This window comes from Actinomycetospora sp. TBRC 11914 (assembly GCF_012933465.1).
Lineage (GTDB): Bacteria > Actinomycetota > Actinomycetes > Mycobacteriales > Pseudonocardiaceae > Actinomycetospora.
The window spans coordinates 151,017-174,381 of sequence record NZ_JABBND010000014.1 but is presented as its reverse complement, the minus strand read 5'-3'; the positions used below and the strand labels follow the sequence as shown (position 1 = coordinate 174,381).

26 protein-coding genes are annotated in these 23,365 nt (G+C 73.2%); 7 read left to right on the top strand and 19 right to left on the bottom strand.

The window, feature by feature from the left end; all coding sequences use genetic code 11:
- Window positions 1–13: 13 nt before the first annotated feature.
- The 12 genes from HH311_RS21085 to HH311_RS21030 form a co-directional block, all read right to left on the bottom strand.
- Window positions 14–1,318, bottom strand: coding sequence for an MlaD family protein (locus HH311_RS21085; protein WP_169185637.1), 1,305 nt, complete (start codon window positions 1,316–1,318; stop codon window positions 14–16).
- 10 nt (window positions 1,319–1,328) lie between these two features.
- A complete protein-coding gene (locus HH311_RS21080; RefSeq protein WP_169185636.1) occupies window positions 1,329–2,702 on the bottom strand; it encodes an MlaD family protein in 1,374 nt (457 codons plus the stop codon).
- The gene (locus tag HH311_RS21075) at window positions 2,699–4,177 is read right to left on the bottom strand and encodes an MlaD family protein (protein ID WP_169185635.1); all 1,479 of its coding nucleotides are present in this window, start codon (window positions 4,175–4,177) and stop codon (window positions 2,699–2,701) included. The genes HH311_RS21080 and HH311_RS21075 overlap by 4 nt, the downstream gene beginning before the upstream one ends.
- On the bottom strand, window positions 4,174–5,532 hold the full coding sequence (locus HH311_RS21070) for an MlaD family protein (RefSeq protein WP_169185634.1): 1,359 nt from the start codon (window positions 5,530–5,532) through the stop codon (window positions 4,174–4,176). Before HH311_RS21070 ends, HH311_RS21075 begins: the two co-directional genes overlap by 4 nt.
- Window positions 5,532–6,938 carry an MlaD family protein gene (locus HH311_RS21065; RefSeq protein WP_169185633.1) on the bottom strand — a complete coding sequence of 469 codons (1,407 nt, stop codon included), beginning with the start codon at window positions 6,936–6,938 and terminating at the stop codon, window positions 5,532–5,534. The genes HH311_RS21070 and HH311_RS21065 overlap by 1 nt, the downstream gene beginning before the upstream one ends.
- Complete coding sequence (locus HH311_RS21060; protein WP_169185632.1) at window positions 6,938–8,203, bottom strand: MlaD family protein; 1,266 nt, start codon at window positions 8,201–8,203, stop codon at window positions 6,938–6,940. Before HH311_RS21060 ends, HH311_RS21065 begins: the two co-directional genes overlap by 1 nt.
- A gap of 5 nt (window positions 8,204–8,208) precedes the next feature.
- The gene (locus HH311_RS21055; protein ID WP_312030297.1) at window positions 8,209–9,060 is read right to left on the bottom strand and encodes an ATP-binding cassette domain-containing protein; all 852 of its coding nucleotides are present in this window, start codon (window positions 9,058–9,060) and stop codon (window positions 8,209–8,211) included.
- Window positions 9,061–9,233: 173 nt separating this feature from the next.
- A complete protein-coding gene (locus tag HH311_RS21050; protein WP_248292843.1) occupies window positions 9,234–10,109 on the bottom strand; it encodes an ABC transporter permease in 876 nt (291 codons plus the stop codon).
- Between the two features lie 9 nt (window positions 10,110–10,118).
- Window positions 10,119–11,006, bottom strand: coding sequence for an ABC transporter permease (locus tag HH311_RS21045; protein ID WP_312030296.1), 888 nt, complete (start codon window positions 11,004–11,006; stop codon window positions 10,119–10,121).
- A 453-nt stretch (window positions 11,007–11,459) separates the two neighbouring features.
- Complete coding sequence (locus HH311_RS21040; RefSeq protein WP_169185631.1) at window positions 11,460–11,708, bottom strand: hypothetical protein; 249 nt, start codon at window positions 11,706–11,708, stop codon at window positions 11,460–11,462.
- Window positions 11,709–11,723: 15 nt separating this feature from the next.
- Window positions 11,724–12,488, bottom strand: a complete 765-nt coding sequence (locus HH311_RS21035; RefSeq protein ID WP_169185630.1) for a sensor histidine kinase — start codon at window positions 12,486–12,488, stop codon at window positions 11,724–11,726.
- A 74-nt stretch (window positions 12,489–12,562) separates the two neighbouring features.
- On the bottom strand, window positions 12,563–13,243 hold the full coding sequence (locus HH311_RS21030) for a response regulator transcription factor (RefSeq protein ID WP_169185629.1): 681 nt from the start codon (window positions 13,241–13,243) through the stop codon (window positions 12,563–12,565).
- A gap of 191 nt (window positions 13,244–13,434) precedes the next feature.
- Between HH311_RS21030 and HH311_RS21025 the strand changes: the two genes are divergently transcribed.
- Together HH311_RS21025 and HH311_RS21020 are read left to right on the top strand one after the other, a co-directional pair.
- Entirely contained in the window at window positions 13,435–13,875 is a 441-nt protein-coding gene (locus HH311_RS21025; protein ID WP_169185628.1) for a hypothetical protein, read from the top strand.
- A gap of 119 nt (window positions 13,876–13,994) precedes the next feature.
- Window positions 13,995–14,585, top strand: coding sequence for a hypothetical protein (locus HH311_RS21020; RefSeq protein WP_169185627.1), 591 nt, complete (start codon window positions 13,995–13,997; stop codon window positions 14,583–14,585).
- Here HH311_RS21020 and HH311_RS21015 read toward each other — a convergent pair.
- The 7 genes from HH311_RS21015 to HH311_RS20990 are packed head-to-tail and all read right to left on the bottom strand — an operon-like array spanning window position 14,567 to window position 20,791.
- Window positions 14,567–14,956, bottom strand: a complete 390-nt coding sequence (locus tag HH311_RS21015; protein ID WP_169185626.1) for an AhpC/TSA family protein — start codon at window positions 14,954–14,956, stop codon at window positions 14,567–14,569. The genes HH311_RS21020 and HH311_RS21015 overlap by 19 nt on opposite strands.
- 27 nt (window positions 14,957–14,983) lie before the next feature.
- Entirely contained in the window at window positions 14,984–15,115 is a 132-nt protein-coding gene (locus tag HH311_RS32775; RefSeq protein ID WP_282439677.1) for a hypothetical protein, read from the bottom strand.
- Window positions 15,115–16,491, bottom strand: a complete 1,377-nt coding sequence (locus tag HH311_RS21010; RefSeq protein WP_169185625.1) for a radical SAM protein — start codon at window positions 16,489–16,491, stop codon at window positions 15,115–15,117. Before HH311_RS21010 ends, HH311_RS32775 begins: the two co-directional genes overlap by 1 nt.
- The gene (locus tag HH311_RS33465; protein WP_169185624.1) at window positions 16,488–17,876 is read right to left on the bottom strand and encodes an FAD-dependent oxidoreductase; all 1,389 of its coding nucleotides are present in this window, start codon (window positions 17,874–17,876) and stop codon (window positions 16,488–16,490) included. Before HH311_RS33465 ends, HH311_RS21010 begins: the two co-directional genes overlap by 4 nt.
- A complete protein-coding gene (locus HH311_RS21000) occupies window positions 17,873–18,640 on the bottom strand; it encodes a TIGR04283 family arsenosugar biosynthesis glycosyltransferase (protein ID WP_169185623.1) in 768 nt (255 codons plus the stop codon). The genes HH311_RS33465 and HH311_RS21000 overlap by 4 nt, the downstream gene beginning before the upstream one ends.
- A gap of 4 nt (window positions 18,641–18,644) precedes the next feature.
- The gene (locus tag HH311_RS20995) at window positions 18,645–20,309 is read right to left on the bottom strand and encodes a radical SAM protein (protein ID WP_211190566.1); all 1,665 of its coding nucleotides are present in this window, start codon (window positions 20,307–20,309) and stop codon (window positions 18,645–18,647) included.
- Window positions 20,306–20,791, bottom strand: coding sequence for a peroxiredoxin family protein (locus tag HH311_RS20990; protein ID WP_169185621.1), 486 nt, complete (start codon window positions 20,789–20,791; stop codon window positions 20,306–20,308). The genes HH311_RS20995 and HH311_RS20990 overlap by 4 nt, the downstream gene beginning before the upstream one ends.
- Before the next feature lie 20 nt (window positions 20,792–20,811).
- Here HH311_RS20990 and HH311_RS20985 point away from each other — a divergent pair, with 20 nt between their 5' ends.
- The 5 genes from HH311_RS20985 to HH311_RS20965 all read left to right on the top strand — a co-directional run bounded on the left by HH311_RS20985 (window position 20,812) and on the right by HH311_RS20965 (window position 23,362).
- Window positions 20,812–21,402: a methyltransferase gene (locus HH311_RS20985; RefSeq protein ID WP_169185620.1), complete on the top strand. Its 591-nt coding sequence runs from the start codon at window positions 20,812–20,814 to the stop codon at window positions 21,400–21,402.
- A gap of 84 nt (window positions 21,403–21,486) precedes the next feature.
- A complete protein-coding gene (locus tag HH311_RS20980) occupies window positions 21,487–22,233 on the top strand; it encodes an SDR family oxidoreductase (RefSeq protein WP_169185619.1) in 747 nt (248 codons plus the stop codon).
- A 139-nt stretch (window positions 22,234–22,372) separates the two neighbouring features.
- Complete coding sequence (locus HH311_RS20975) at window positions 22,373–22,660, top strand: YrhK family protein (RefSeq protein WP_169185618.1); 288 nt, start codon at window positions 22,373–22,375, stop codon at window positions 22,658–22,660.
- A 40-nt stretch (window positions 22,661–22,700) separates the two neighbouring features.
- On the top strand, window positions 22,701–22,931 hold the full coding sequence (locus tag HH311_RS20970; protein WP_169185617.1) for a type II toxin-antitoxin system CcdA family antitoxin: 231 nt from the start codon (window positions 22,701–22,703) through the stop codon (window positions 22,929–22,931).
- Entirely contained in the window at window positions 22,928–23,362 is a 435-nt protein-coding gene (locus tag HH311_RS20965; protein WP_169185616.1) for a type II toxin-antitoxin system VapC family toxin, read from the top strand. Before HH311_RS20970 ends, HH311_RS20965 begins: the two co-directional genes overlap by 4 nt.
- Window positions 23,363–23,365 lie beyond the last annotated feature (3 nt).

The window sequence follows — 23,365 nt, the reverse complement described above, 5'->3', positions numbered from 1 at the left end:
CGATCCTGGCCAGTCACCGGGTGTAGGGCTGCAGGGGGGTGTTGCAGCCGGCGTTGCTCCCACCGGGGGGATTGCCGACGTCGTAGGAGAACTGACCGGCGCCCAGCATCGGCTTGGGGACCCCGGGCGGGAGCGCGATGCTGTCGTAGCCGAAGGTCGGCGCCACGCCGCCGACCGGGCCGTTCGGTGCCTGCGTCGACCGGACGATCGCGTCGGCGAAGTTCGTGAAGAACGGCGCCACGTTCGGCCCGCACGGCTTGAGGTAGGCCAGGATCGGGTTGAGCTCGCCGAAGAACTGCAGTCCGGGGGGCACGACGTCCTGGACGTGGCCGGCGAAGTCCGGCACCCGCTGCAGCGTCGGCGGCAGCTTCTGCAGGGTCGTGTCCAGTGCGGGCAGCAGGCCCCGCAGGTCCTTCGACGTGCCCGGCAGCTGGGCGAGCGCGTCGTTCAGCGGCCCCGAGGCCTGGTTGAGGTTGTCCGCGAACGGCTGGAGCGCCCCACCGAGCCGCGAGAGGTCGCCGCTGGCGTCCTGGGCCGTCGACAGGGTCGGGGCCAGCTTCTCGATGACGGCCTTCAGGTCGTCGGAGCTGCCCGCGGTCACCTTGGTGACCGTGTCCGCGTCGTTGACGAGGTCCGCGATCTGGCCCTGCCGCGTGTCGAGCGCGTCGAGGACCTTCGCGGTGTTCGCCGAGAGCTGGCGCAGCGCGATCTCCTGGCGGCTCAGTGCCGTCAGCGCGGCCGGCACGTACCGGGTGGGTTCCCCGAGGCTGCCGAACGTCTGCGAGATGCCGGACTGGTTGCCCGCCGTGACCTCGTCCAGCGACTGGAGCGTCCCGCCGAGGGCCTGGCGGTCGGACTGGGGCAGGGCGCGGATGACCTCGTCGGTGTCGACCGGCGGGGTCACGGTGCCCATCGGGACGAGCGCGCCGTCGGGCAGCGCCGGGCCGTCGCCGTCGGTGATGTCGACGTAGGTCTCGTTGATCAGCGTCTTCGTCTTGATCGTCGCGCGGACGCCCTGGTGCAGCGGGGCGAGCTCGGGCTTGTCACCGAGGCCGGCGCGGATCCGCGCGACGCCGTCGACGACGTCGACGGACAGGACACGGCCGGCGGCGACCCCGTTCACCGTCACCTGGCTCTGGTTGACCAGGTTCTTGTTGATCGGCGACTGGAAGACCACCGAGTACGGGGTGGACGTGATCAGCGGGATGGTGCCGCCGGCGCCCACGAAGAACAGCGCGTAGAACGCGATGCTCGCCGCGACGAACGCGAGCAGGATCGCGGTCTGGATCCACGGGAGGGCCTTCTGCGAAATCTTCACCGGTCGGCCCCTATCCGCCGTGGGAGTTCGTGGAGGACGACGTGGCCGGCTTGTCGCCCCACGAGGACGTGTCGCCCCAGTGCCCCTGCTTCGGCGGCGCCGGGTAGGTCGGGACCGGTGTCTCGGCGCAGAGCGGGTTCACCTGGCCCGGGACCGGCACCGAGCACGCGCCGAACTGGAGGAGAGCGCGAAGGCTGTTCCGACCGTCGCCGTCCCCGAGGTCGGTGACCGACCGGGTCTGGTAGACGAACGCCGTCAGGTCGGGCAGGTAGGGGATCAGGTTCCCCGTGATCGGGTCGAGGTCCCGCACGATCGGCTTGAGCTCGGGCAGCGTCCGGTTCACGTCGTCCACGAACGGCCGCAGGTCGGCCGCCGTCGGCCGGAGCTTCTGCGCGACAGGGGCCAGCTTGTCGACGGTCGTGCTCGCGGTGTCGACGGTGTCGGACAGTTTGCCCAGCGCGTCAGGCAGGTCGTCGCTGGCCGCCTTGATGTCGTCCAGGGTCGGGTCGAGCTGGTCCGAGAGGCCCTGGACCGCTCCGGTGCTCGCCTTGAGCTTGTCGGTCACGCCCGGCAACTGGTTGAAGCTGTCGCGCAGGGCGTCGCTCTGGTCCGAGACCGCCTTCAAGGTGGTCTGGAGCGAGTTGGCCAGGTTCGTCAGCCGGGCGTCGTTGCCGCCGACCGCCTGCGAGAGCTGGCCGACGGCGGTGATCAGCTGCCTGATCTTGTCGCGACGGGTGTCCAGCTGGGCGACCACGGGCTGGATCTGCCGGGTGAAGTCGTCGACGGCGCTGACGCCGCCGGGCAGGTCCTGGCCGGCCCGGGCGAGCGACACGTCCGCCTGGCTCAGCAGCGCCCGGGTCGCCTCGCGGGTGTTCTCGTCGAGGTGGGAGAGCGGCTGGTCGATCTCGACCGGCGACTGGCTGTTGCCCAGCGGGAGGACCCCGTAGGCTGGCACCTCGGGCGCCGGCGGGCCGCCGGGGTCGAGCTCGATGTACATCGTGTTCAGCGGCGTGGTGGGCCGCATGACGACCGTCGCGTTCTGGTAGATCGGCCGGTCGTACGTGCTCTGGTTGATCGACATGAGCACGAGCGCGCGGCCCTTGTTGTCGATCTTCGCGTCGGCGATCTGCCCGACCTGGACGCCGTTGATCTGGACGCTCTGTCCCAGTCCGGGCGCCACCGAGGCGGCCTCCGCGAAGGTCGCCCAGACCTGGGTCTGGCTCTCCCACGGCGGCGTGAAGCGCTGGTTGGCCAGCACCGTGCCCCCGATCCCGAGGCCCAGCGCCACCACCACGGCCACCGCGATGACGTTGCGGAGCAGGCCGGGTTCGGTGCGGACGAAGTGGACCGCCCGGCGGATGCGGCCCGGGTTCTCGGCGCTCATCGGTTCCCTCCGGTCGTCGCCGCCCGGGGCAGCAGGCCGCCCACGGCGGCGGGGGCTCCGGCCAGCGCCGTCTGCGGGCTCACCGAACCCGCCGGGTTGAGGAGGCCGTACAGCGTGCCCAGCGAGAGGCCGCCGATCCCGCCGATGCTTCCGGAGCCGCCGCCGACGTTGAACGAGATGCCGTAGCCGTTGGGGTCGTTGTAGCCCGCGGCTCCGTTGAGGCCGCGGAACATCGGGCCGATCTCCTGGCGCAGCTTGTCCGCGTGCTGGCCCGTGACCGCGGTGTGCCGACGGCCGGCATCCGCGCCCTGGTCCGGGCTGTAGCCGGACTCGAGGGTGTCCACGATCGGTCCGTTCACCCGGTCCAGCGGGGTGTTGAGCCCGTGGAAGACCGTCGTGAGGTCGCGGCTCGCGGGGATGAGGCCCTGCACCACGGGCCGGGTCTGTTCGAGGGCGGCTCGGAGGTCGCTCACCACCGGGCGGGCCTTGACCAGCACCGGGTCGAGGTGGTCGAGGAGCACCCCGGCCTGCTGCACGACGGGCCGCGCCGGCCCGGCGGTGTCCTTCAGCTTGTCCAGCGAGCCACCCAGCCGGGCCAGGCCCGGCTGCGCGGTGTCGAGGGCGTCGGGCAGGTCGTGGATGGCCTGCGCGGTGTTCCTGCTGGAGTCCCGGAACGCCGTGGTGGTGGTGTGCAGGTTCGCCAGGATCGACTCGATCTGACCGTCCTGACGGGACAGCACCGCGGTGGTGCGCTGCAGACCGTCGACCACCGCCGGCAGATCGTTGCCGGGGTTGGTGCCCGTCAGGGAGTCGATGACGCCGGCGCCCGGACCGAGGACGCCGGGGGCGTCCTTGGCGAGGCCCTGGATGGCCTGGCCGGAGCCGGCCTTCAGGGCCCGGTCCAGGCCGTTGATGGAGGCCGGGATGCCCTTGACCGCATCGGGCTGGATCGCCTGGACGACCTGGCTGAGCTCGGTCGGCAGCTGGGTGCGCTGGATCGGGATGTCGTCGACCCACGGCTGGGTGCGGTCGCCGCCGGGGATGATCTCGACGTAGATGACACCGCCGAGCAGGCTGACCGGGCGGACGTTGGCCGACGGGGCGGAGCCCACCTTGTCGATCACGTCCGACTCGACACGGAGGTGCATGACCGCGGAGCCGTCGGGCTCCCGCTCCACGGAGTCGACGCGCCCGACCTCGACGCCGCCGACCTTCACCTTGCTCGAGTTCGCGAGGGTGAAGTAGTCGCCGGTGGTGTGGACGTCGCGGGTGGTGAAGCCCCACTGGTAGTACTGCTGCCACTCGGACTTGGTGATCCCGGCGAGCAGGCCGAGCGTGAGGACGGCCACCACGACGGTGCCGACGAGCGCGTAGTTGACCCGGCGGACGTTCGGCTTCTTGACCGGCCCGTCGCCGTTCCCGTCGCCGTTCCCGTCGCCGTCGTCCTTGCCGGGCAGGACGGAGCTGAGCTTCATCGGTTCCCTCCGTCCCGGTCGACGACGGCCTGGTTGTCGGGCTTGCCGCCACCGTGGCCGTCACCGGGCTTGTCGCCGTGGTCGCCGCCGTGGTCGCCCCACTGACCGCCGCCGTGGTCGAAGTCCGGCTGCGGACACCGCACGTTGGTGAACTGGTTGAGCTCGGTCTGGGTCGGGACGCCGCCGACGATCCCGCCCTGCGGGACGAGCACGAATCGCGCGGCGTTGCCGGTCGTGTCGCCCTGGCGGACCAGGATCGCCAGGTTGGTGAACACGTGGCCGACGTCGAGGGGCGCCAGGCACGCCAGGGGCAGCCGGGCGTTCTGGGCCGCCGTGCGGATGTCGACCACCAGCGGGCGCAGGTCGTGCAGCGCGGGGGTGAGCGCCTCGAGGGCCGGCTGACCGACGTCGGAGACGCCGGGGACCTTGTCCAGCGGCTTCGGTGCCTCCCGGAGCACCCCTCGGACGTCCGGGGTGGCCGCGGCGAGGTCGTCGACGCCGGGCCGGATGTTCGTGACCGCCGCGGTGGTCGTCTCGAGCGGCTGCTGGAGGTCGACCAGGGCCTTGCGGACGTCGGCGAAGGCGCCCGGGGCCACCTTGAGCAGGTCGGCGAGCGACCTGCCGCCGTTGACGTTGACCGCGTCGAAGGTCGTGGACAGCTGGCGGTTGAGGTCGGTGATCTGCTGCTGGCGGCCCTGGAACGAGGAGCTCAGGTCGCGCAGCGAGGTCAGGACCGTCTGGATGTCCCGGCCGTTGTTGTTGTTCAACGCCCGCGCCACCGTGGCCAGCCTCGGCAGGTTGCTGGGGACCGCGTCGACCGCGTCGGACAGGTCCTTGGCGTGGCCCTCCATGCCGGCCCCCAGCTGGCCGAGGGCGCCCTGGGCCGCCGTGGTCGTCTTGGGGTCGAAGATGCTCGCCAGGTCGAGGATCTCGACGGCGGGCTGCGTCTGGCTGGCCGGGATCACCCCGTCGGACGGCAGCACGCCCGCCGCGGGGTCGCCGCGGGAGATGTTGACGTACTTCTGGCCCAGCCCGGACCGCGAGACGACCTGGACGGTGGCGTTCTTGTAGACCGGCTTGTCGTCGTCGAACTGCAGCCGCACGGTCCCGACGCCGTTGCCCTGGTAGTCGATGCTGTCCACCCGGCCGACGCGGACGTCGGCCTCGCGGAGATCGTCGTCGACGTGGAGGTCGCCGGTGTTGGTGAACTGCGCCTCGACGTAGGTGTGGGCCTCACCGGGCAGGCCCTTCGCGGAGTTCAGCGCGAACACGGCGAGCACCGCGGACGCCACGACGACCACGAGGCCGAGGACGCCCGAGGTGAAGCGCGTCGACCGCTTCTTCTTGCCGGCCATCAGCGTCCTCCCATGAGGGTGCCCAGCGCGCTCTGCTCCTGCGTGGGGGTGAGTCCCGTGGCGCTGCCGCCCGGCGCGGGCTGGCCCTTGAGCAGGGTGTTGTTCGCTCCCGGGATCAGCGAGGTCGCGACGCCGCCGGTCGCGTTCTGGGTGTCGGCGACGAAGAAGACCCGGAAGTAGTGGCTGAGGGCGTCGCCACCGTTGGTGGTCAGCGCCCAGTTGTGGAGGAAGCCGAGGACGCCCTGGATGCGGGGGTCGTTGCACGCGTTCGCGACCGAACCGCCGCAGATCGGGTCGGGCCCGGAGCCGTACGGCCCGCCGAGGTTCCGGGTCAGCGAGTCCACGACCGGTCGCGCGCCGTGGACCGTGTCGTAGAGCGGCCCGCCGGTCGTCCTCAGCTCCGCGGCCAGCGGCCGCGCCTGGTCGAGCAGGGCGTTGGCCTTGTCCAGCAGCGGGTTCGCCGCCTCCAGGGCCGGCTGGGCGGAGTCGGTGAAGGTGCTGATCTCCCCGGCGATCGCCGCGAGGTTGTCCGACGTCGGACGGAGATCGGCGAGGGTCTGCTGGGTCGCCCCCGCCGTGTGGGTCAGGTCGTCGAGCGTCTTCTGCGCGGCGGCCAGCGTGGAGGGGAGCTCCTGGAGCGTGTCGCGCAGTTGCTGCTCGTTGGCCGCGGTGGTGGCGAGCAGGTTGGTGGCGGACCCGACGGTGCTGTCGAGGGTCTTGCCCTGGTCGGCCGCGAGCCCGTTGGTCACCGGCTGGACCTGGTCGATGACCTGGCCGAGCAGCTGGTTCTGCCGGCTCAGCGACGAGGCCAGCGCCGAGGTGTCCCCGAAGGCCGGCTTGAGCTCGCGGATGATGTCCTGGACGTTCTGGCCGCGGTTCGCGACCCCGCCGCCCAGCGTGCGCAGGACCGAGGACAGTCCGGCCGCCGTCGGGTCGTTCAGGGCCTGGACGATGTTCTGGTAGTCCTCGGCGAAGCTGGTCTGCTTCTCCGGCAGCCCCTGGCCCGGCTGCAGGATCGGGGCCGACGGCGTCCCGGGGTTCAGGTCGACGAACTTCTCGCCGATGAGGGAGAGCTGGCGGATCGTCGCCGTGGCGTCGACGTGCAGCGGCAGCGCCTTCTGCTCCAGGTTCATCGGCACCAGCGCGACCTTGCGGTCCGGATCGACCGTCGGGGTGCCGGTGGTGCCCACGACGACGCCGCCGATCTTGACCTGCGCCTGGCTGGTCATCGCGCCGATGTTCGCGAACTCGGCGACCACCAGCTGGCCGTCGGTCGGCCGCGCGGTGACGGCCGTCGTCGCCGCCGTGGCTCCCAGCAGCGCCACCAGCGCGAGGAGGACGATGTGGACCTTCCCCAGCGACCGGAACGGGTTCGGACCGGAGGTGGTCCGGGAGGACAGCGTCATCAGTTCAGTCCTCCGATCCCGGCCGCCGCCGGGCTGGCGGCGCCACCTCCGCCGCCCTGGACGCCCTGGGCGACCGCGGTGCAGTCGCGCGGGACCGGGGTCGCGAAGAGCGGCGGCGTGGCGGGGGTGTCGTCGACGCTCTCCGGCCCCTCGCGGACCGGGACGCGGCCGTAGCCACCGTTGTTGTCGTGATAGGCGGTCGCGGAGCCCCAGGTGGACAGGAACCCGACGACGCACGGGGTGAACGGCTGGAGGTCGTGCAGGGTCGGGGAGAGCTTGCCGAACGTGTCCCCGACCTTCGGCAGCGTCGTGTCGCCGGCGTCGAGCAGCCCCGGCGTGTAGTCGAGCAGCTGCGAGGCTGCCTCGAGGGTGGGCTTGAGCTGGGCGATGGTCGGGCGGAGGTCCTTGAGCACCGGGGCGAGGTGGCCGGCCACCGAGGGGAGCTTGTCGGTGGTGGTCTTGGCGTCCTGCAGCAGCGGCACCGCCGCGTCGGTCGCGCCCGGCACCTTGCCCAGGGTCGACTGCGCCTGGTCCAGCGTCGGGGGGAGCTTCTGCAGGACCTGGCGCAGCGCCTCGCGCTGCTGGGCCGTGTCCTTGGTGCTCACCGAGAGGTCGTTGACGATCCCGGAGATGTCCTGGTCGTGGGCGCCCGCCCGGGTCACCAGCTCGTTCGTGTCGGTCACCAGCTGGTTGATCGCCGGCTCGTCGATGGCGACCCCGCGGAACACGTTGCCGATCGCGGTGAACGCGGGCCCGGCGGTCGCGAGCGTGCTGTTGAGGTCCTGCTCGTGGCCCGCGAGCGTCGTCCGCAGCTGCTGGATCACGGGTCTGAGCCGGCTGCGGGTGGCCGGGTCGAGCGCAGCGAGCACGTCGGAGAGCTCCATCGGCTTGGGCATGTCGCCCTCGATACGACCGCCGTCCGGGATCGTCGGGTTCGACGGCGGGCCGTCATTGACCTGGATGAGGCGCTCACCGACCGCGGCACTCCACTGCACGAAGACGACAGCACCGGCGTGGAAGGGGGCGACGTCGCTGTCGGCCGCGATCGTGATCTCCGCGCCCTGCCCCTCGGGGACGAGTTTGTCGACCTTGCCCTTCGGGAAACCGTTGATCAGGACGGGGGCGCCCTCGATGATGTTCGGGTTACCGGCCGGGAGGAAAGCCGTCGCCTTGTACTCGGCGGGCGTCGTGACGAGGACGATGCCGCCGACGACGAGCAAGAGGATGATCACCCCCGCGAGCACGCGGGCCGGTGTGAAGCGCATGGTGGCTAGTCCATTCCGAGGGGTCCGGCCGACTCTCCGGCGAGGAACTGCTTGACGAACGGGTCTTCGTTCTCGAACGCTTCCTTGGCCGGCCCGTAGTGCACGACCTCGCCCTGCCAGATCAGCCCGATGTAGTCGCTGACCTTGCGGGCGGTGGCCATGTCGTGCGTGACCAGCAGGTACGTCCCACCGTGCTTCTGGTGGACGTCGAGGATGATGTCGCAGAGCAGGCTGGTGCGGACGGGGTCGAGACCGGAGTCCGGCTCGTCGAAGATGACGAACTCGGGGTCCATGACCATGGCCCGGGCGAAGCCGGCGCGCTTCTTCATGCCGCCGGAGATCTCGTTCGGGGCCTTGTGCGCGGAGTGCCCGAGACCGACTTCCTCGAGCAGGCGCATCACCTTCTCCTCGATCTCCTTCTCGGACATCTTCGTGTGGGTGCGGAGCGGGAACGCGGTGTTGTCGTACAGGTTCATGGAGCCGAACAGGGCGCCGTCCTGCCAGCACACCCCGAACCGCGTGCGCATCGAGTAGCGCTCGTCCTCGGTCATCGCCCAGATGTCGTCGCCGTCCACCAGGACCTCGCCGGTGTCCGGCTCGAGGAGGCCCACGAGGTGCTTGATCAGCACGCTCTTGCCGGTACCGGAGGGCCCGAGGACCGTCGTGATCGCATTGTCGGCGAAGTCGAAGTTGATGTTCTTCATGACCTGCGACGAGCCGAACGACTTCGACAGGTTGTGGACCTGCAGCTTCGTCGCGGTGCTGATCCCGCTGCCGCTGGTCCCGCTGTTCTGCCCGCCGGCCGCCGACTGCTGGGCCTGGGCATCCCCCATGGCGATGGGCTCGGTTTCCGACACGATTGACCTCCGGGGCGCCTTTGATCCGACAAACGACGAGGGACGGCGTGGGTTACGGGAGAATTCGGGGAGCCACGAATGTGTTCAGGGCATGCGAGAACTCGACTCCGGCCCACTCCGCGAAAGAGCGCCGGAGCCGAGTTCAGCCTTTCCTCGCCGGTACCGGGACCGGGTCAGTTGGAAATGGGCGCGTTCACGTCGATGCCCCAGAAGAACAGTGTGCCGAGGGCGCCGATGACGGAGATGAGCACCATGTTGAGGATCATCGATTTGGCGGTCGCCTGACCCACTCCTACTGGTCCACCACCGGCGTGGTAGCCGTAGTACAACCCCACACCGCAGATCGCGAGCGATTCCACCATCACCTTGATGAGTGAGGCGACGAGATCGTACGGGCTCTGGTAGAGCCAGAAGATGTAGAAGTAGCCGCCGGGTGAGACCTCGCCGATGTTCACGACCGTCATGAGGTACTGGCCGAGGTAGAGCATCCCCAACCCGGTGGCCCACAGGAACGGGAACGCGATCAGGGCCGACATGATGCGCGTGCCGACGAGGTAGCTCTTCGACTTGACGCCCATGACCTCCATGGCGTCGATCTCGTCGGAGATCCGCATCGAGCCGATCTCGGCGACGTAGCCGCACCCGACCTTCGCCGCCAGGATCCAGCCCCACATGTAGACCGAGCACTCGCGCAGCCCGCAGTAGGCGTTGAAGACGCCGGAGTACAGCGGCGCACCGATCTGCTTGAGCACGTAGCCGGCCTCGAGCCCGCACTCCAGGCCCATGATGAACATCATCATCCACAGCACCAGGGCGCTGCCGATGATGAGGAGTCCGAGCTGGCGGAACATCTCGGGGACGTAGCGCCGGAGCATGTCCGGGAAGTCCCGGATCGTGCCCTGCACGAACACGCCGATCTCGCCGGCCGTGTGGAGCCCGGACCGGAGCCTGCCCCCCATGGTGGAGAAGCTGATGTAGATCGGCGCCGGCTCCGGCGCCTTCGCCGGCGTCTTCGGGTCGGTCTGCCTGGTGTCGTCGTCGACGGACATGCGCCCCCCTTACTTGAAGACGTAGAGCGACGGGCTGAGGCCGAGCAGCAGGCTCGTGAAGACGAAGTTCACGATCCACACGCCGGCGAACGCGATCACCACCGACTGGTTCACCGCGCGGCCCACGCCGATGGAACCGCCCTTGACGTTGAGTCCCATGTAGGAGCTCACGACGCCGATGACGAGTCCGAAGCACGCGGCCTTGCCGAGGCTGGCGACGACGTCGGGCAGGTTGAGCAGGTCGGTCATGCTCGCGACGTACGCGGGCAGATCGGCCCCGAACACCGGGCCGGCGGCGAGATAGCCGCTGACCAGACCCATGATCAGGGCCATGATGTCGAAGATCGTGGTCATGAACGTGATCGCGAGGACCCGCGGGATCAACAACGCGCGGATCGGGTCGACGCCGAGGACCTCCATGGCGTCGAGCTCCTCACGGATCTTCCGCGCGCCGAGGTCCGCCGTGACGGCGGTCCCGACCACGCCGGCGACCACCATCCCGTCGATGAACGGTGCGAACTCCCGGATGCTCGCGAACACGAAGAAGGAGCCCAGCCGGGAGGGGATGCCGAAGATGTGGAAGATCGCGCCGCCGGACAGGCCCGGCGCGCCGAACCCGAACGCGAAGGTCGCCACGGCCATCGGGAACCAGCAGAGCTTGAGGGCGCTGTAGCACTGGTCCCGGGTGTCCGCCCAGTAGCCGTACGGCTGGCGGATCGCCATCGCGAAGACGCGGACGCCCAGCCGGAAGATCTCGCCGACGGTGACGAGCGGCTCCCCGGCCTTGCCGAGCCACCGCGGCGGCGTCAGCGTCCTGCTGCGCTCCCGGGTGTCGGGGATCGCCCCCGCGGACCCGGGCGCCGAGCCGCTGTCCAGCCGGCTGGTGTCGGTGCTCACCGGGCTTCCTCCCTTCGCGAGACCCACGCAGACGTTGTGCGGATCACTGGTGCGGTCAACGTGGACGTCACGGCGCCGTCACGTGCTCCCTGTCGAAGGGGGTAGGAATCCCCACCCTCCGAGGGGGTGTCGGTCGACCCCCGTCGACCGAGGAGCACCGTGTCGGCCGCCCCGCGGATCCGGTCGGCGGCCCGTCGCGCGCGACGGGTCAGCAGGCGGGTGGAGGCACGGTCACACGGCATCGGACTGCTCATGCTTGTTCCGGGGAGAACGGCGGTAATCCGCCCCTGGGAGGAGATGCGACGTCCGTTGGGGGCAGGACAGCGCTGGGTCGCTCGCCCGCGGGGTAACGACGCTGCGCACATGCGCCGACCCTGTCCGTGATCGGCGGAGCAGGCACGCGGCACCTGGGGGTACCCGACCCCCCACCTGGGGGTAGCGTCGGAGGACGGCTCAGGTGGGGAAGGTCAGCGAGAACCCGATCCAGAGCAGGGCGAGTCCTCCGAGGACGCCCACCGCGACCCCGGCGCCCGCCAGGCGGGCGGCGCCGACGCGGCCGTCACGGTGGTGGCGGTAGGAGGCCCGGGCGCCGAGGAAACCGAACCAGCAGATCGCGGCGACCGCGATGCCGACCGCGGAGCGCGCCCAGCAGGGGGCGCCGGGGTCGGAGACGAGTGCCGCCAGCACCGCCGCGTGGTGCACGTCCGTTCCTCCTCGTCAGTCCCGCCCCGCCGGGACCGAGACGCTGAGCCGGATGCCGCCCAGTCCGGGGGCCGTGGTGATCCAGATCCGGCCGCCCGCCGCGGCGGCCTCGAGCGCGAGGCTGCGCAGCCCGTAGGCCGCGCCGGGCTCCTCCGCGGACGGGTCGGTCATGGCGCCCCGCAGGGTGTGCTCGTCGCCGGTCCCGTCGTCGTCGACCTCGACCGTCCACCACCGTCGGCCCCGGCGGACGGTGACGAGGGCCCGGGTCGCCACGGCGTGCTTGCGGGCGTTCGCCAGCCCCTCGCGCACCGCGCGGACGACCACGTCCCGCGCGGACCCCACCGGTTCCGGCCCCGTCCCGACGGTCACCAACCGCGTCGGCTCCGGGACGAGGCGCCCGCCGGCGCAGCACGCCCGCAGGGCGTCGACGAGGGGGAGCTCCGGGTCACCCGGATCGTCGGCACGGCTCAGGTCGGTGAGGACGTGGCGCATCTGGTCGTACGCCTCGTCGATGCGCGCGCCGACCCGCTCCGCCAGCTCGCGGGCGGCGGGCGACAGGTCGGTGGTCTCGACCAGCTCCACCAGGTCGTAGCCCGCCACGATGAGCGCCTGGATCGCGCCGTCGTGCAGGTCCCCGGCGAGCCGCCGCATCCGGGCCTGCGGTGTCCGGGTCGGGGGTGCCGTCGGACGGGGGTCGTCCTCGGTGGGCGCGTCGGTCGCGAGGACCTCGAGGGCGGCGCGCAGCGCCTGCGGCGTCACCCCTGCTGCCCCGGTCTCCATCGCTGCCTCCCGACCCTGGTGGCGGCGTGTGTCCCAGCTCACCCGTTGTGCACAACGGACTGGCACGCCGCGCGTTACGACATCTCCCGCGTGGACGGGCTCCCGTAGTCCCGGAGCAGGCCCAGCTCGACCGCCCGGACGACGGTCTCGGCGCGGCGCCGCGTGCCGAGCTTGCGCATGACCCGGGCCAGGTACTCCTTCACCGTGAAGTGGCTGAGGTAGAGCTCGGCGCCGATCTGGCGGTTCGTCAGGCCCCGGGCGACGGCGCCCACGATCGCGACCTCCTGGGCGGTGAGCACCGGCTCCCCGGGCGGGCCCAGGGCCTGCGCCACCCGGCCGTCCACCACCACGTCCCCGGCGGCGACCGCCCGCAGCCGTGCGACGAGCTCGGTCGAGCCGGTGTCCTTGAGCAGGAAGCCCCGGGCGCCCGCCCGGAGCGCCTCGGACGCCGCGGAGGAGTCCGCGTAGCTGGTCAGGACCGCGACCGACGCCGACACGCCGAGGGTGCGCACGGCCTCGACGACTGTCAGCCCGGAGCTCCGCCCCAGCCGCAGGTCGACCACGACGACGTCGACCTCGGTGCCCGCCAGGTGCCGCAGCGCGTGTTCGGGGTCGGTGAAGGCGCCCGAGACGGTCCACCCGTCGCGCTCCAGAGCACGCCGAAGTCCGTCGAGCACGAGCTCGTGGTCGTCGACGAGGACGACCGACGGCGCGCCGGCCCGCGGCACACCGGCCGTCGTCGGCCCGTCGTCCATGCCCGTGTCACCTCCCGGCCCGTGGTCCCGCGAGGACCCGGTCGTCTCCGTGAAGACCCCGTGTGGCCGTACGACCACGGATGGTCGCACTCCTCCTCCGCAGCGTCACCGCTGGTCCGGTCGATCTCGTCTCCCGGACGGGGGTGATCGGTACCCCCAACGGCTCTCCGCGATGGTGTGCAATCCCCTCCGTGGAGGTCGAAAAGGACTACGACTTCGAGTCGCCGGTGTGGTGGGACCCGAAGGTCCGCCGGGTCGTCCTCGACGCCCGCTCCTTCGAGCCCTGCCTGGTCCTGGTGCGCGGCCCGGAGTTCGTCCTCGCCGGCCGCGACGCCGTGGTCTGCTCCGGCGACCTCGGCCGGGCCGGGTGCTCCTGGCCCGACCGGATCGACCTGCCGGTCTGCGACCTCACGCTCGACGGCCGCACCTACCGGATCTACTTCTGCCACCCGCACCCGCAGGCCCGGACGTTCGACGGCTCGACGGCCGGCGAGATCACCGAGGTGGTGACGCGGACCGGCCGGCCCGGCGGGGTCGCCACACGCCGGATCTCGGTGATGCGGATGCCGTCGTACACCAGCCTCAACCCCGGCCGGAAACGGATGCAGCGCTTCCGGGCCCTCCTGCCGTGAGTCGCGGTCACGGCGGTGCGTCGGCCGGGCCGCGCGGGTCCCGGTGCGGGGAGTCCGACGACTGTCCGGTCTGCTAGGTCTCGAAGGTCCCGGTGTACGGGAGCAGGGAGGGCGTCTGCATGTACCCCACGGTGGCCGAGCTGCTGCCCGTCTGGGCCCGGGTGGTCGGGGTGGTCCTGCTCCTCGGGGTGCTCGCCGTGCTCGGGCGGGAGACCGCCCGCACGAGCGGGCCGGCGCGCCGGTGGCACGCGGTCTACGTCGTCGTGGCCGCGGGCATGGTCCTCATGTACGCGGCCAACCCGCTGGACACCCCCGGGTTCTCCGCGGCGGGTCTGCTGGTGTTCGTCGTCGCGCTCGTCGGCGTCGTCGCGGTGGCCGTCGCCGCGGTGCGGCACCGGGGGGCGGCGGCCTGGCTGGTCGCGCTGGCCGACGTGGTCACGCTCGCCTACGTCCAGATCCCGGCCGCCGTCCGGCCGGTGGTCGTCTGCGTGCTGTTCGCCTGCTACCTCGCGGTGCAGGTCGGGCTGCGGGTGACCGTGGCCGTCCGCGCCCTGCGCGGCGCGCCGCAGCGCGCGTCGCGGACGCTGGTCGACCCGGGTGGCCGCACGGTGCCGGCCGAGCCGGACGCACGGCCGGGCCGCTCCGACGCCGTCGTCCCGATCGCCCTCGCCGTGCTCGCCCTCGCGATGCTCTACGTGCTCTCCGTCTGAGAGCGCGCGACCCCCACGACGACCGCCGGGGCCACCCGGTCGACCGGCGTCCGCGGCAGCCAGGTCCGCACGGCCACGCCGTCGACCACCACCGCGTCGCCGCCCATCTGCATGACGTCGAGCGGGGCCGGCCCGCCGGGGTGGGGAGCCGGCTCGCCGCGGACCGCGCGGGCGTAGAACGCGAGGGTGCGGGGCGACCACACCCGCCACCACGGCGCGCGCCGCATCCCGAGCCGGGCGTACAGGCGGCGCCCGTCGTCGGCCAGGAACGGCGACGCCCAGCCCAGGTGGTCGGCGAGCGCCCCGAGGGCGTCGGCGGGGTCGAACCCCACCGCGACCACGGGCACGGCGTCGCCCGCCTCCGAGGCCACCTGGACCAGGTGGCGCTGGCAGGGCAGTCAGTACCGGTGGCGGATCGCGACGACGACGGCCGGCCCGCGCAGCGCCCCGAGGTCGAGCGGCGTGCCGCCGCGGGCGTCGGGGAGCACCAGCCCGGTCAGGTCGACGGGCGCGGTGACGAGCCGGGGCATCAGCGTCGGACCTCCGCGATCGGCAGCAGCCGGCGGAGCGCGGCGTTCTCGCCGGGGTCGAGCACCGCGTGCTGGACGCAGGCCGGCACGAGCTCCCCGGTGGCGGGGTGCGCCATGGTGTAGTGGCACGCCGCCAGCCGCTCCTGGGTGGCGCGGACCGCCGCGTCGTCGGCGACCTCGCCGCGCTGCGTCGCCGCCCACGCCGGGGCGACGTCGGCGGCGTCCATGAACGAGTGCATGACCACCGACATGGGTCGGACCCCGCGCCGCAGGACGGCGCGCAGTCCCGCCGCCCGCACCCGTCGTCGGGCCCAGCCGAGGGTGATCGGTACCGCGCGGGGGTGCCGCGCCACCACCCGCGCGATCTTCGCGACGAGGACCGGCGCCGGTGATCCGGTGAAGTTCACCGGCCCGAACCAGCCCAGGAAGGCGTCGCGGGCGGCGACGTCGCGGGGATCGTCGCCGTCGGCGACCGGGTGCCAGCGCTCGCCGACCCAGAAGCCGTAGGCCGCGCGGTTGCACCGCAGGTCGCCGTGCTGGACGACCGTGTGGTCGAGCCGGGCGCCGATCCCGCGCCCGATCTCGGCCCAGACGTCGTCGTCGGTCATCGCGCGGTAGGGCTCGTGCCAGCGGCGGTGGTCGCCGACGAACGCCGCGGGCTGGAACGCGAGCATCCCGAAGCCCATCCGCCCGGCGTCGTGGGCCACCTGCGCGACCTCGCCGAGGTTGGTCGGGGACACCGTCATCGTGTGCGCCACGAAGTACCGGACGCCGTGCTCGCGGCGCAGCCGCGCGAACCGCGCGACGAACGCCCGCCGGTAGGGGTTCAGCGACGCCTCGTCGGGGGGTCGCGGGATCCCGCGGCGCCCGGTCATCAACGAGTCGAAGTGCCCGGCGAACGAGATCCGGTGCAGCCGGCGCCGGCCGTCCGGCCCGAGCGCGAGGCGCTCGAGGTAGTCGTCGTCCATGTCGCCGTGGGTCATGCTCATCGGCTCGCGCCCGTGGGCGCGCATGGCCAGCAGGGCGGCGGCGTGGTCGTCGGGGTCGAGCAGGGTCACCTCGCCGCCGATCAGCTGGGCGTGCGCCACCGGCCCGCGGCGCTCGCGCAGCAGCGCCATCTGGGCGTCGACCTCGCGGACGGTGTGGCCGCCGTCGACGCGGACCCGGTTGGCGTCGCGGGAGTGGTAGCAGGGCGCGCAGGAGAGGTTGCAGCGCGGGAAGACGCCGTGGGTGCCCTCGCAGCCGACGGCATGCCGGCCGATGACCTGCGCGGGGGTGCGGACGACCTCGGGGAGCTCCGCCCAGCGCCGGGCCAGGGCGGCGACGAACTCCGGGTCGGCGGGGCGGGTGCGGCGCCACCAGTCGCGCAGGCTCATCGTCCGGCCCGCCGGACCGCCCGCCGCACGGTCACCCCGGCGCCGCTCCCGGTCGCCAGGGCCGCCGCGGCCTGGCGCACGGCCAGCGACCACGTCGGGTAGGCATGCACGGTCTGGGCGAGGCGCCCGGTGAGCGCGCCGAGCCGCATCGCGAGGGCCACCTCCGCGATCATCTCCCCCGCCCGCTCGGCGACGATCGTCGCGCCGAGCAGCCGGCCGCCGCCGACCCGGGCCAGCCCGTCCCGGGTGAGCCGTCCGGTACCGGGCAGGGGGCCGGCGACGAGCTTCACGAACCCGTCCTCCCGGCCGGCGGTCACGGCCCGGTCGACGGCGGTCATCGGGATCTCCGCGACCCACGCGTCCGGTCCCGCCCGGTCCTCGGTCAGCCCGATCGTCGCCACCTCCGGGTCGGTGAACACCACGCGGGGCACCAGGTCGACCCGGAAGCGGCGTCGTCGCCAGCCGGGCCGCCCGACGTTGCGCACCGCGACCCGTCCCATCTCGTCGGCGGCGTGGGTGTGCGGGCAGACCGCGGTGACGTCGCCGACGGCGGCCACGCCCGGCGTCGTCGTGACGAGGTGGTGGTCGACGGTGACGGCACCGCCGGCGCCGACCCCGACGCCGGCCCGGTGCAGGTCCAGGCCGGCCGTGGCCGGGCGGCGCCCGGTGACGACGAGGAGGCGGTCGGCGTCGACACCGGCCGGGTCGACCCGGACGCGTCCGCCGGGCAGGGCCTCGACCCGGGACGCGGCGGTGCCGAGGCGCAGGTCCACGCCGTCGCGGCGCAGCGCGTCGGCCACCACCTCGCCCGCCTCGGCGTCCAGGCCGGGCAGCACCCGCTCGGCGCGGTCGAGGAGCGTGACGGCGGTCCCGAGGCGGGCGAAGGCCTGCGCGAGCTCGCACCCGGCCGGCCCGGCACCGAGCACGGCGAGCGAGCCCGGGGCGTCGTCGAGGTCGAACACGGTGTCGGTGGTCAGCGGGTCGACGTCCGCGAGTCCGTCCGGCACCTGCGGTGAGCTGCCGGTCGCCAGGACGATCCGGGGTGCCGCCAGGGCCCGGCCGTCGTCGGTGACCACCGAGCGCGGCCCGGTGAACCGGGCCCGGCCGGCGACGACGTCGACGCCCTCGCCGCGCAGCACGTCCGGCGTCTCGGTGGCGGCCACCCGGGTGACGGTGGCACGGACCCGGACCAGCGCGTCCTTCGCCGTCGCGCCCGCGGCCGCCGCGGCGAGCAGCGTCTTCGACGGCACGCAGCCGGTGAACGTGCAGTCGCCGCCGATCGGGCCGTCGGTGACCAGCGCCGTCACCAGGCCCGCGCGGACCCCGGCGCGGGCGGCGGAGAGCCCGCCGGCGCCGGCGCCGAGGACGAGGAGGTCGTGGGTCACCGGCGGCTCGTCTCGTAGCGGCGGCGGATGACGCTCGGGTCGACGCCGAGGAAGTACTGCAGTTTGTAGAGCTGCATGAGCACGAGCATCCGGGCCGGTCCCCGCTCGACGAGCCGGCGGGCCGAGGCCGTGCACGGCGTCGGCAGCACCACGAGCCGACCCCGGCGGGCGAGGCGCCGCGACATCTCCAGGTCCTCCATGATCGGGATCGCGGGGAACCCACCGACGTCGTCGAACGCGCTCCGCCGCACGAACACCGCCTGGTCCCCGAAGATCCAGTGCAGGTGCCGCGCCCGCAGGTTCGAGGTCCACACCAGCCACCGCAGGACCGGGCCGGTGCGGTCGAACCGGAGCCGGCAGCCCCCGCCGACCACCCGCGGGTCGGCGAGCGCCGCGCGCAGAGCGGGCAGCGCGCCCGGGTCGGGCCGGGCGTCGGCGTGGACGAACCAGAGGACCTCGCCGTGGGCGGCCGCCGCGCCCGCGTTGAGCTGCGGGCCGCGGCCCCCGTCGGCGTGCAGCACCGTGGCGTGGGGCGCGGCGCGGGCGACGGTGGCGTCGCGGCTGCCGCCGTCCACGACGATCAGCTCGCAGTCGCCGAACGCCGCGCGCAGCGAGCGCAGCGTCGCGGCGATCCGGGTCTCCTCGTCGCGGACCGGGACGATGATCGAGACGGCGAGCTGGTCGGCGGACGCGTCGGCCCGCGGGACGAACGACCCGTTCGTGCGCGTGGACGCCACGAACGAGTCGTTCGTCCCGTCGGGCACGACCTCAGACCGCGCACTGGTAGATCGTCGGCAGCGAACCGTCGCGCTGCCGCAGCGTCAGGAACCGCTCGACGGTGCGACGGCGGGCCTCGGTCAGCGGGAGCTCCGGTCCGCCGACGAGCATGTCGGGCGACGTGGCCCGGTCCGCGCCGGCGGGGTGCCAGAACCAGCCGTCGGCGGCGGCGGTCAGCTCCGGGACGGTGCCCTCCTGGTCGACGGCGATCCCGGCGCCGGAGTTGCCGCGGGCCACCAGGGGCCGGACCGCGACCTGCTCGGGGGCCACCCCGTGGTCGGCCAGCAGCGTCCGCAGCGCGTCGCCCTGCCCCTCGTTGGCGGTCGTCTCGGTCATGCCCACCCGCACCGGCAGGCCGAGCGCGCGGGCGACGTCGACCCCCTCGAGCGCCCGGGTCCAGGAGCCGCGGCCGCGCTGGGCGTCGTGCGCGGCCTCGGTGCCGTCCAGCGACGTCTGCAGCGTGAGGCCCGGCCGCCCGGCGAGGCGCTCCAGCTCCTGGCGCCGCCGCCCGCGGTAGAGCATCCCGTTGGTCAGGCAGACCACCTCGAGGCGCTCGCTGGCGTAGAGCAGCATGTCGATGAGGTCGGGCTCCAGGAACGGCTCGCCGCCGGTCACGTAGACCTCGGCGACCCCGGCGTCGACGGCCTCGTCGACCAGCGCGGTGAACCGTTCGAGCCCCAGCCGGCGGCGCTCGGCCCGCGGGGACGAGGCCACCGAGCAGTAGCCGCACGCCAGGTTGCAGTCGAAGTTCGTGTAGATCCACAACCGGGCCGGGAAGAGCACCGAGCCGAAGAGCGGGACGACGGGGCGCTCCGCCGGCCCGGGTTCGGTCCCGGCCAGCTGCGCGAGCACCGAGCGGTACAGCTGGAAGCGTCCCCGGGACCGCTCCGCCGGCGGGAGGATCTCCAGGCAGGAGGTCCACCAGCCGGTCTCGACCACCTCGGCGAACGCCTCGGGCAGGCCCGCCGCCCGGATCGACGCCGCCTGGGCGCGCCAGTCGTAGTCGAGCGGCACCAGCTCGGCGGACACGGCGCCGTCGACGACGTCGAGCAGCGCGTACCAGACGTGGCGGCCGCCGTCGTTCGCCGGCCGCCCGAGCACCCCGACGTTGACCGCGAGCGTCTCGCCGCCGTCGGAGCGGGTGATGCGCCGGGTCCAGGGCAGGCCGGAGTGGGTGCAGCACACGACGTCGGCGCCGGAGGCGTCCGCCCGCAGCCGGTGGGCGCCGTCGTCGAGGGACTCCCACCAGAAGTCGTTGAGCGCCAGCGGGGAGCCGTGCACGAGGTGCACCGCGACACCGTCGACGTCGAACCGGCGCTCCGTCGGCAGCGTCGCCATCCAGGCGGCGAACGCCTCGGAGGTGTGGGCGAAGGTGTAGTCGTAGGCGATCTGACCGAAGGCGTTGTCGGTGTCGTCGGTGTAGCCGCACAGGCAGTCGGCCTGGCGGGAGCCGATCGCGACCTCGTAGTTCCCGGCGAGGCACTCGATGCCGTGCTCGTCGAGCAGCGGCCGGACCGCCTCGGGCTCGGCGCCGTAGGCCCCGAGGTCCCCGAGGCAGATCAGCCGGTCGGCGCCCCGGCGCCGCGCGTCGGCCACGAAGGCGCGCAGGGCGTACGGGTTGGAGTAGATCCCCCCGCACAGCGCCAGCCGGGTCACGGGTCCCACCGTAGGCGACGGGGCGCTGCGCCGAGGTCGGCGAGGACCCGCCGCAGGTCGGCCACCGTCGCGAAGCCCAGCCCGAGGGTGTGGACGTGGCGGTGGCGCAGCACGCCCTCCTCGTCGACCACCACGACGGAGCGCCGCGTGCCGACCACCGGGACCGCGGCGCCGTACGCCGAGGCCACGGTGAGTCCGGGGTCCGACAGCAGCGGGATCGGGACGCCGTCGCGGCGCCGGAACCGGCGGTGGGACTCGAGACCCTGCCCGTTGATGCCGACGAGGGTGGCGCCGAGCTCGTCGAGCGCGTGCCGGTTCGCCGCGTAGGAGCGGAACTGGCGGGCGCAGACCGAGCCGCGGTCCATCGTGTAGAAGAGCAGCACCACCCGCTCGCCCCGGTGCTCGGAGAGCGTGAAGGGGCCGTCCGTGCCCTCGAGCGTGAAGTCGGGGGCCGGCTGCCCCACCTCGGCGACCGGGGTCACGGTCGCGCACTCTAGGCTGAGTGGCCTACCTGGCCCGCGACCCGGTGGGGGACGAGGAGATGCTGTGGATCGCCCTCGCCGCCCTCGCCGGGGCCATCGCGGTCAACTGCGTCGCGGTGTGGGCGCAGCGGCGGCACCGGTTCCACGACCGGGTGTTCGGGCGCTGGGCCTGGCCCGCGCATATCGCGCTGCTCGTCGTCGTGTGGGGCGCGGCGGTCGCGCTGGTCGCGGTGCTGGTCGTCGTCGGGCCCGAGCCGTCCTGGCCGCTGCCGGCCTGGGTGCGGCCGCTCGGCCTGGTCGTCAGCGTGTCCGCGTCGGTGGTCTTCGGGCTCGCGATCCGGGCGCTCGGGGCGCAGGCGCTGTTCAACGGGAACTTCTTCGGCCGCGGGCGGCTCGCCGAGGGCGGGATCTACGCGGTGCTCGCCGACCCGATGTACGTCGCGTACACGTTGAGCTTCGTCAGCCTCACCCTGCGCCAGGCCGACGCGGTCTACCTGCTGTTCGCGCTGGTCAGCCTCGTGGGGCTGCAGGGCGTGGAGGCCCGGGTCGAGCGGTTCGACGTGGCCGCGGCGATCGCCGCGGGGTCGGCGCCGGCGCCCGACCAGCGCTGATCGACGCCGAGCTCCGGCAGCGCGCGCCAGGGTCGTCGGGGCCCGGGATTGAACATTCCCGACGCCGTGGCCAGGGTGGGCGCCATGCGCACCGAGCCCGGGACCGCCGTCGTCACCGGGGCCGGGTCCGGTCTCGGCCGCGTGATCAGCCGGGCGCTGCTCGACGACGGGTGGCGGGTGGCCCTGGCCGGGCGGCGGGAGGACGCGCTGCGCGAGACGGCCGGGGGCTCGGAGGGCGCGCTCGTCGTCCCCACCGACGTCGCCGACGCCGAGGCGGTCGCGGCGCTCTTCCGGGCGGTCACCGACGCGTGGGGCCGGCTCGACCTGCTCGTGAACAACGCCGGCATGACCGGGCCCGTCGGCACCCCCGACGAGGTCGACGTGGCGGGCTGGCAGCAGACCGTCGGCGTCAACCTCACCGGCTCGTTCCTGTGCGTGCGCGAGGCCTTCGGGATCATGCGCCGGCAGGACCCGCAGGGCGGGCGGATCGTCAACAACGGCTCGATCGCGGCGCACGTCGGGCGGCCCGGCGGCATCGCCTACACCGCGACGAAGCACGCGATCACCGGGCTCACCCGCTCGGTCGCCCTGGACGGTCGGCCGTTCGGGATCGCCTGCGGGCAGTTCGACGTCGGGAACGCCGCGACCGACATGACCGCCCGGATGCGCGAGGGGATCGTGCAGCCCAACGGCGAGCGGATGGTGGAGCCGACGTTCGACCCGGTCCACGTCGCCGACGCCGTCCGCTACATGGTGGGGCTGCCGCTCGACGCGAACGTCCCGTTCCTCACGGTGATGGCGACGACGATGCCGTACCTGGGTCGGGGCTGAGCCGCCGCGCCCGACGAGGACGTGCTGCGGAGCGACCGCGTCGTCACGACCCGGTCGCGCGAGAGCGGTTCGTCCGACGGCCGAACGACACCACCGGCCGGCCCTGGGCCGGCGCGGGCCGGTGCCGCATCCTGTCGCCATGACGACGGGTCCGGGTCCCCTGACGATCCACATCGGCCACGACGAACTGGTCATCCGACGGCGCTACGAGGTGCTGTCGATCATCAACGACATCCTGGTCGCGCTCTGGTTCATCATCGGCAGCATCCTGTTCTTCTCCGACGCGACGACGATCGCGGGCACCTGGTGCTTCCTCGCCGGCAGCGTCGAGCTGCTCATCCGGCCCGTCATCCGACTCAGCCGACGGGTCCACCTCACCCGCATCTCCGGTCCCGACGCGGCCACCGAGACCAGCCAGGACTTCTGACCGGACCCGGCCGACGCGAGGTCGTGTGTATCGTGTGTGTATGGCGCGGTTGAACGTGTGGGTCCCCGACGATCTCGCGGCGCGCGCGCGAGAGCTCGGCCTGAACGTCTCCGCCCTCACCCAGTCGGCGCTGCGGGCGGAGGTCGAGCGCCACGCCACCGATCACTGGCTCGACTCGCTGCCGGCACCGACCGGCCGCGCGGACCACGACGCGGTCCTGGCCGCCCTCGACGACGCCCGGGAGGAGTTCGGGACGGCCGGCGGGCGATGACCGTTCCCGAGCAGTCCCGGAGCGGACCGGCGCCGGTCCACGCGATCGTCCTGGACGCGTCGGTCGCGGTCGAGCTCCTGGCGGGCACGCAGCTCGCCGAACCCGCTGCGGCGCGCCTGCGGGGTGCGGCGCTGCACGTCCCCGCGCACTTCTCCGCCGAGGTGTTCTCCGCCCTGGGGCGCCTCCACCGCGGGGCGACCCTGACCGACGACGAGGTCGGCACCGCCCTCGATCGCCTTGCCGCCATCCCCGTCACCGAGCACCGGGTGGCGGACCTCCTGGCCGGAGCCTGGGACCGCCGCGGTCGACTGCGTCTGGTGGACGCGCTGTACGTCGAGCTCGCCGACCGGCTCGACGCCGTCGTCGTCACCACCGATCTCCGTCTCGCACGGGCCGGGGACGGCCGCGTCGAGGCTGTCTCGAGGGGGTGAGGG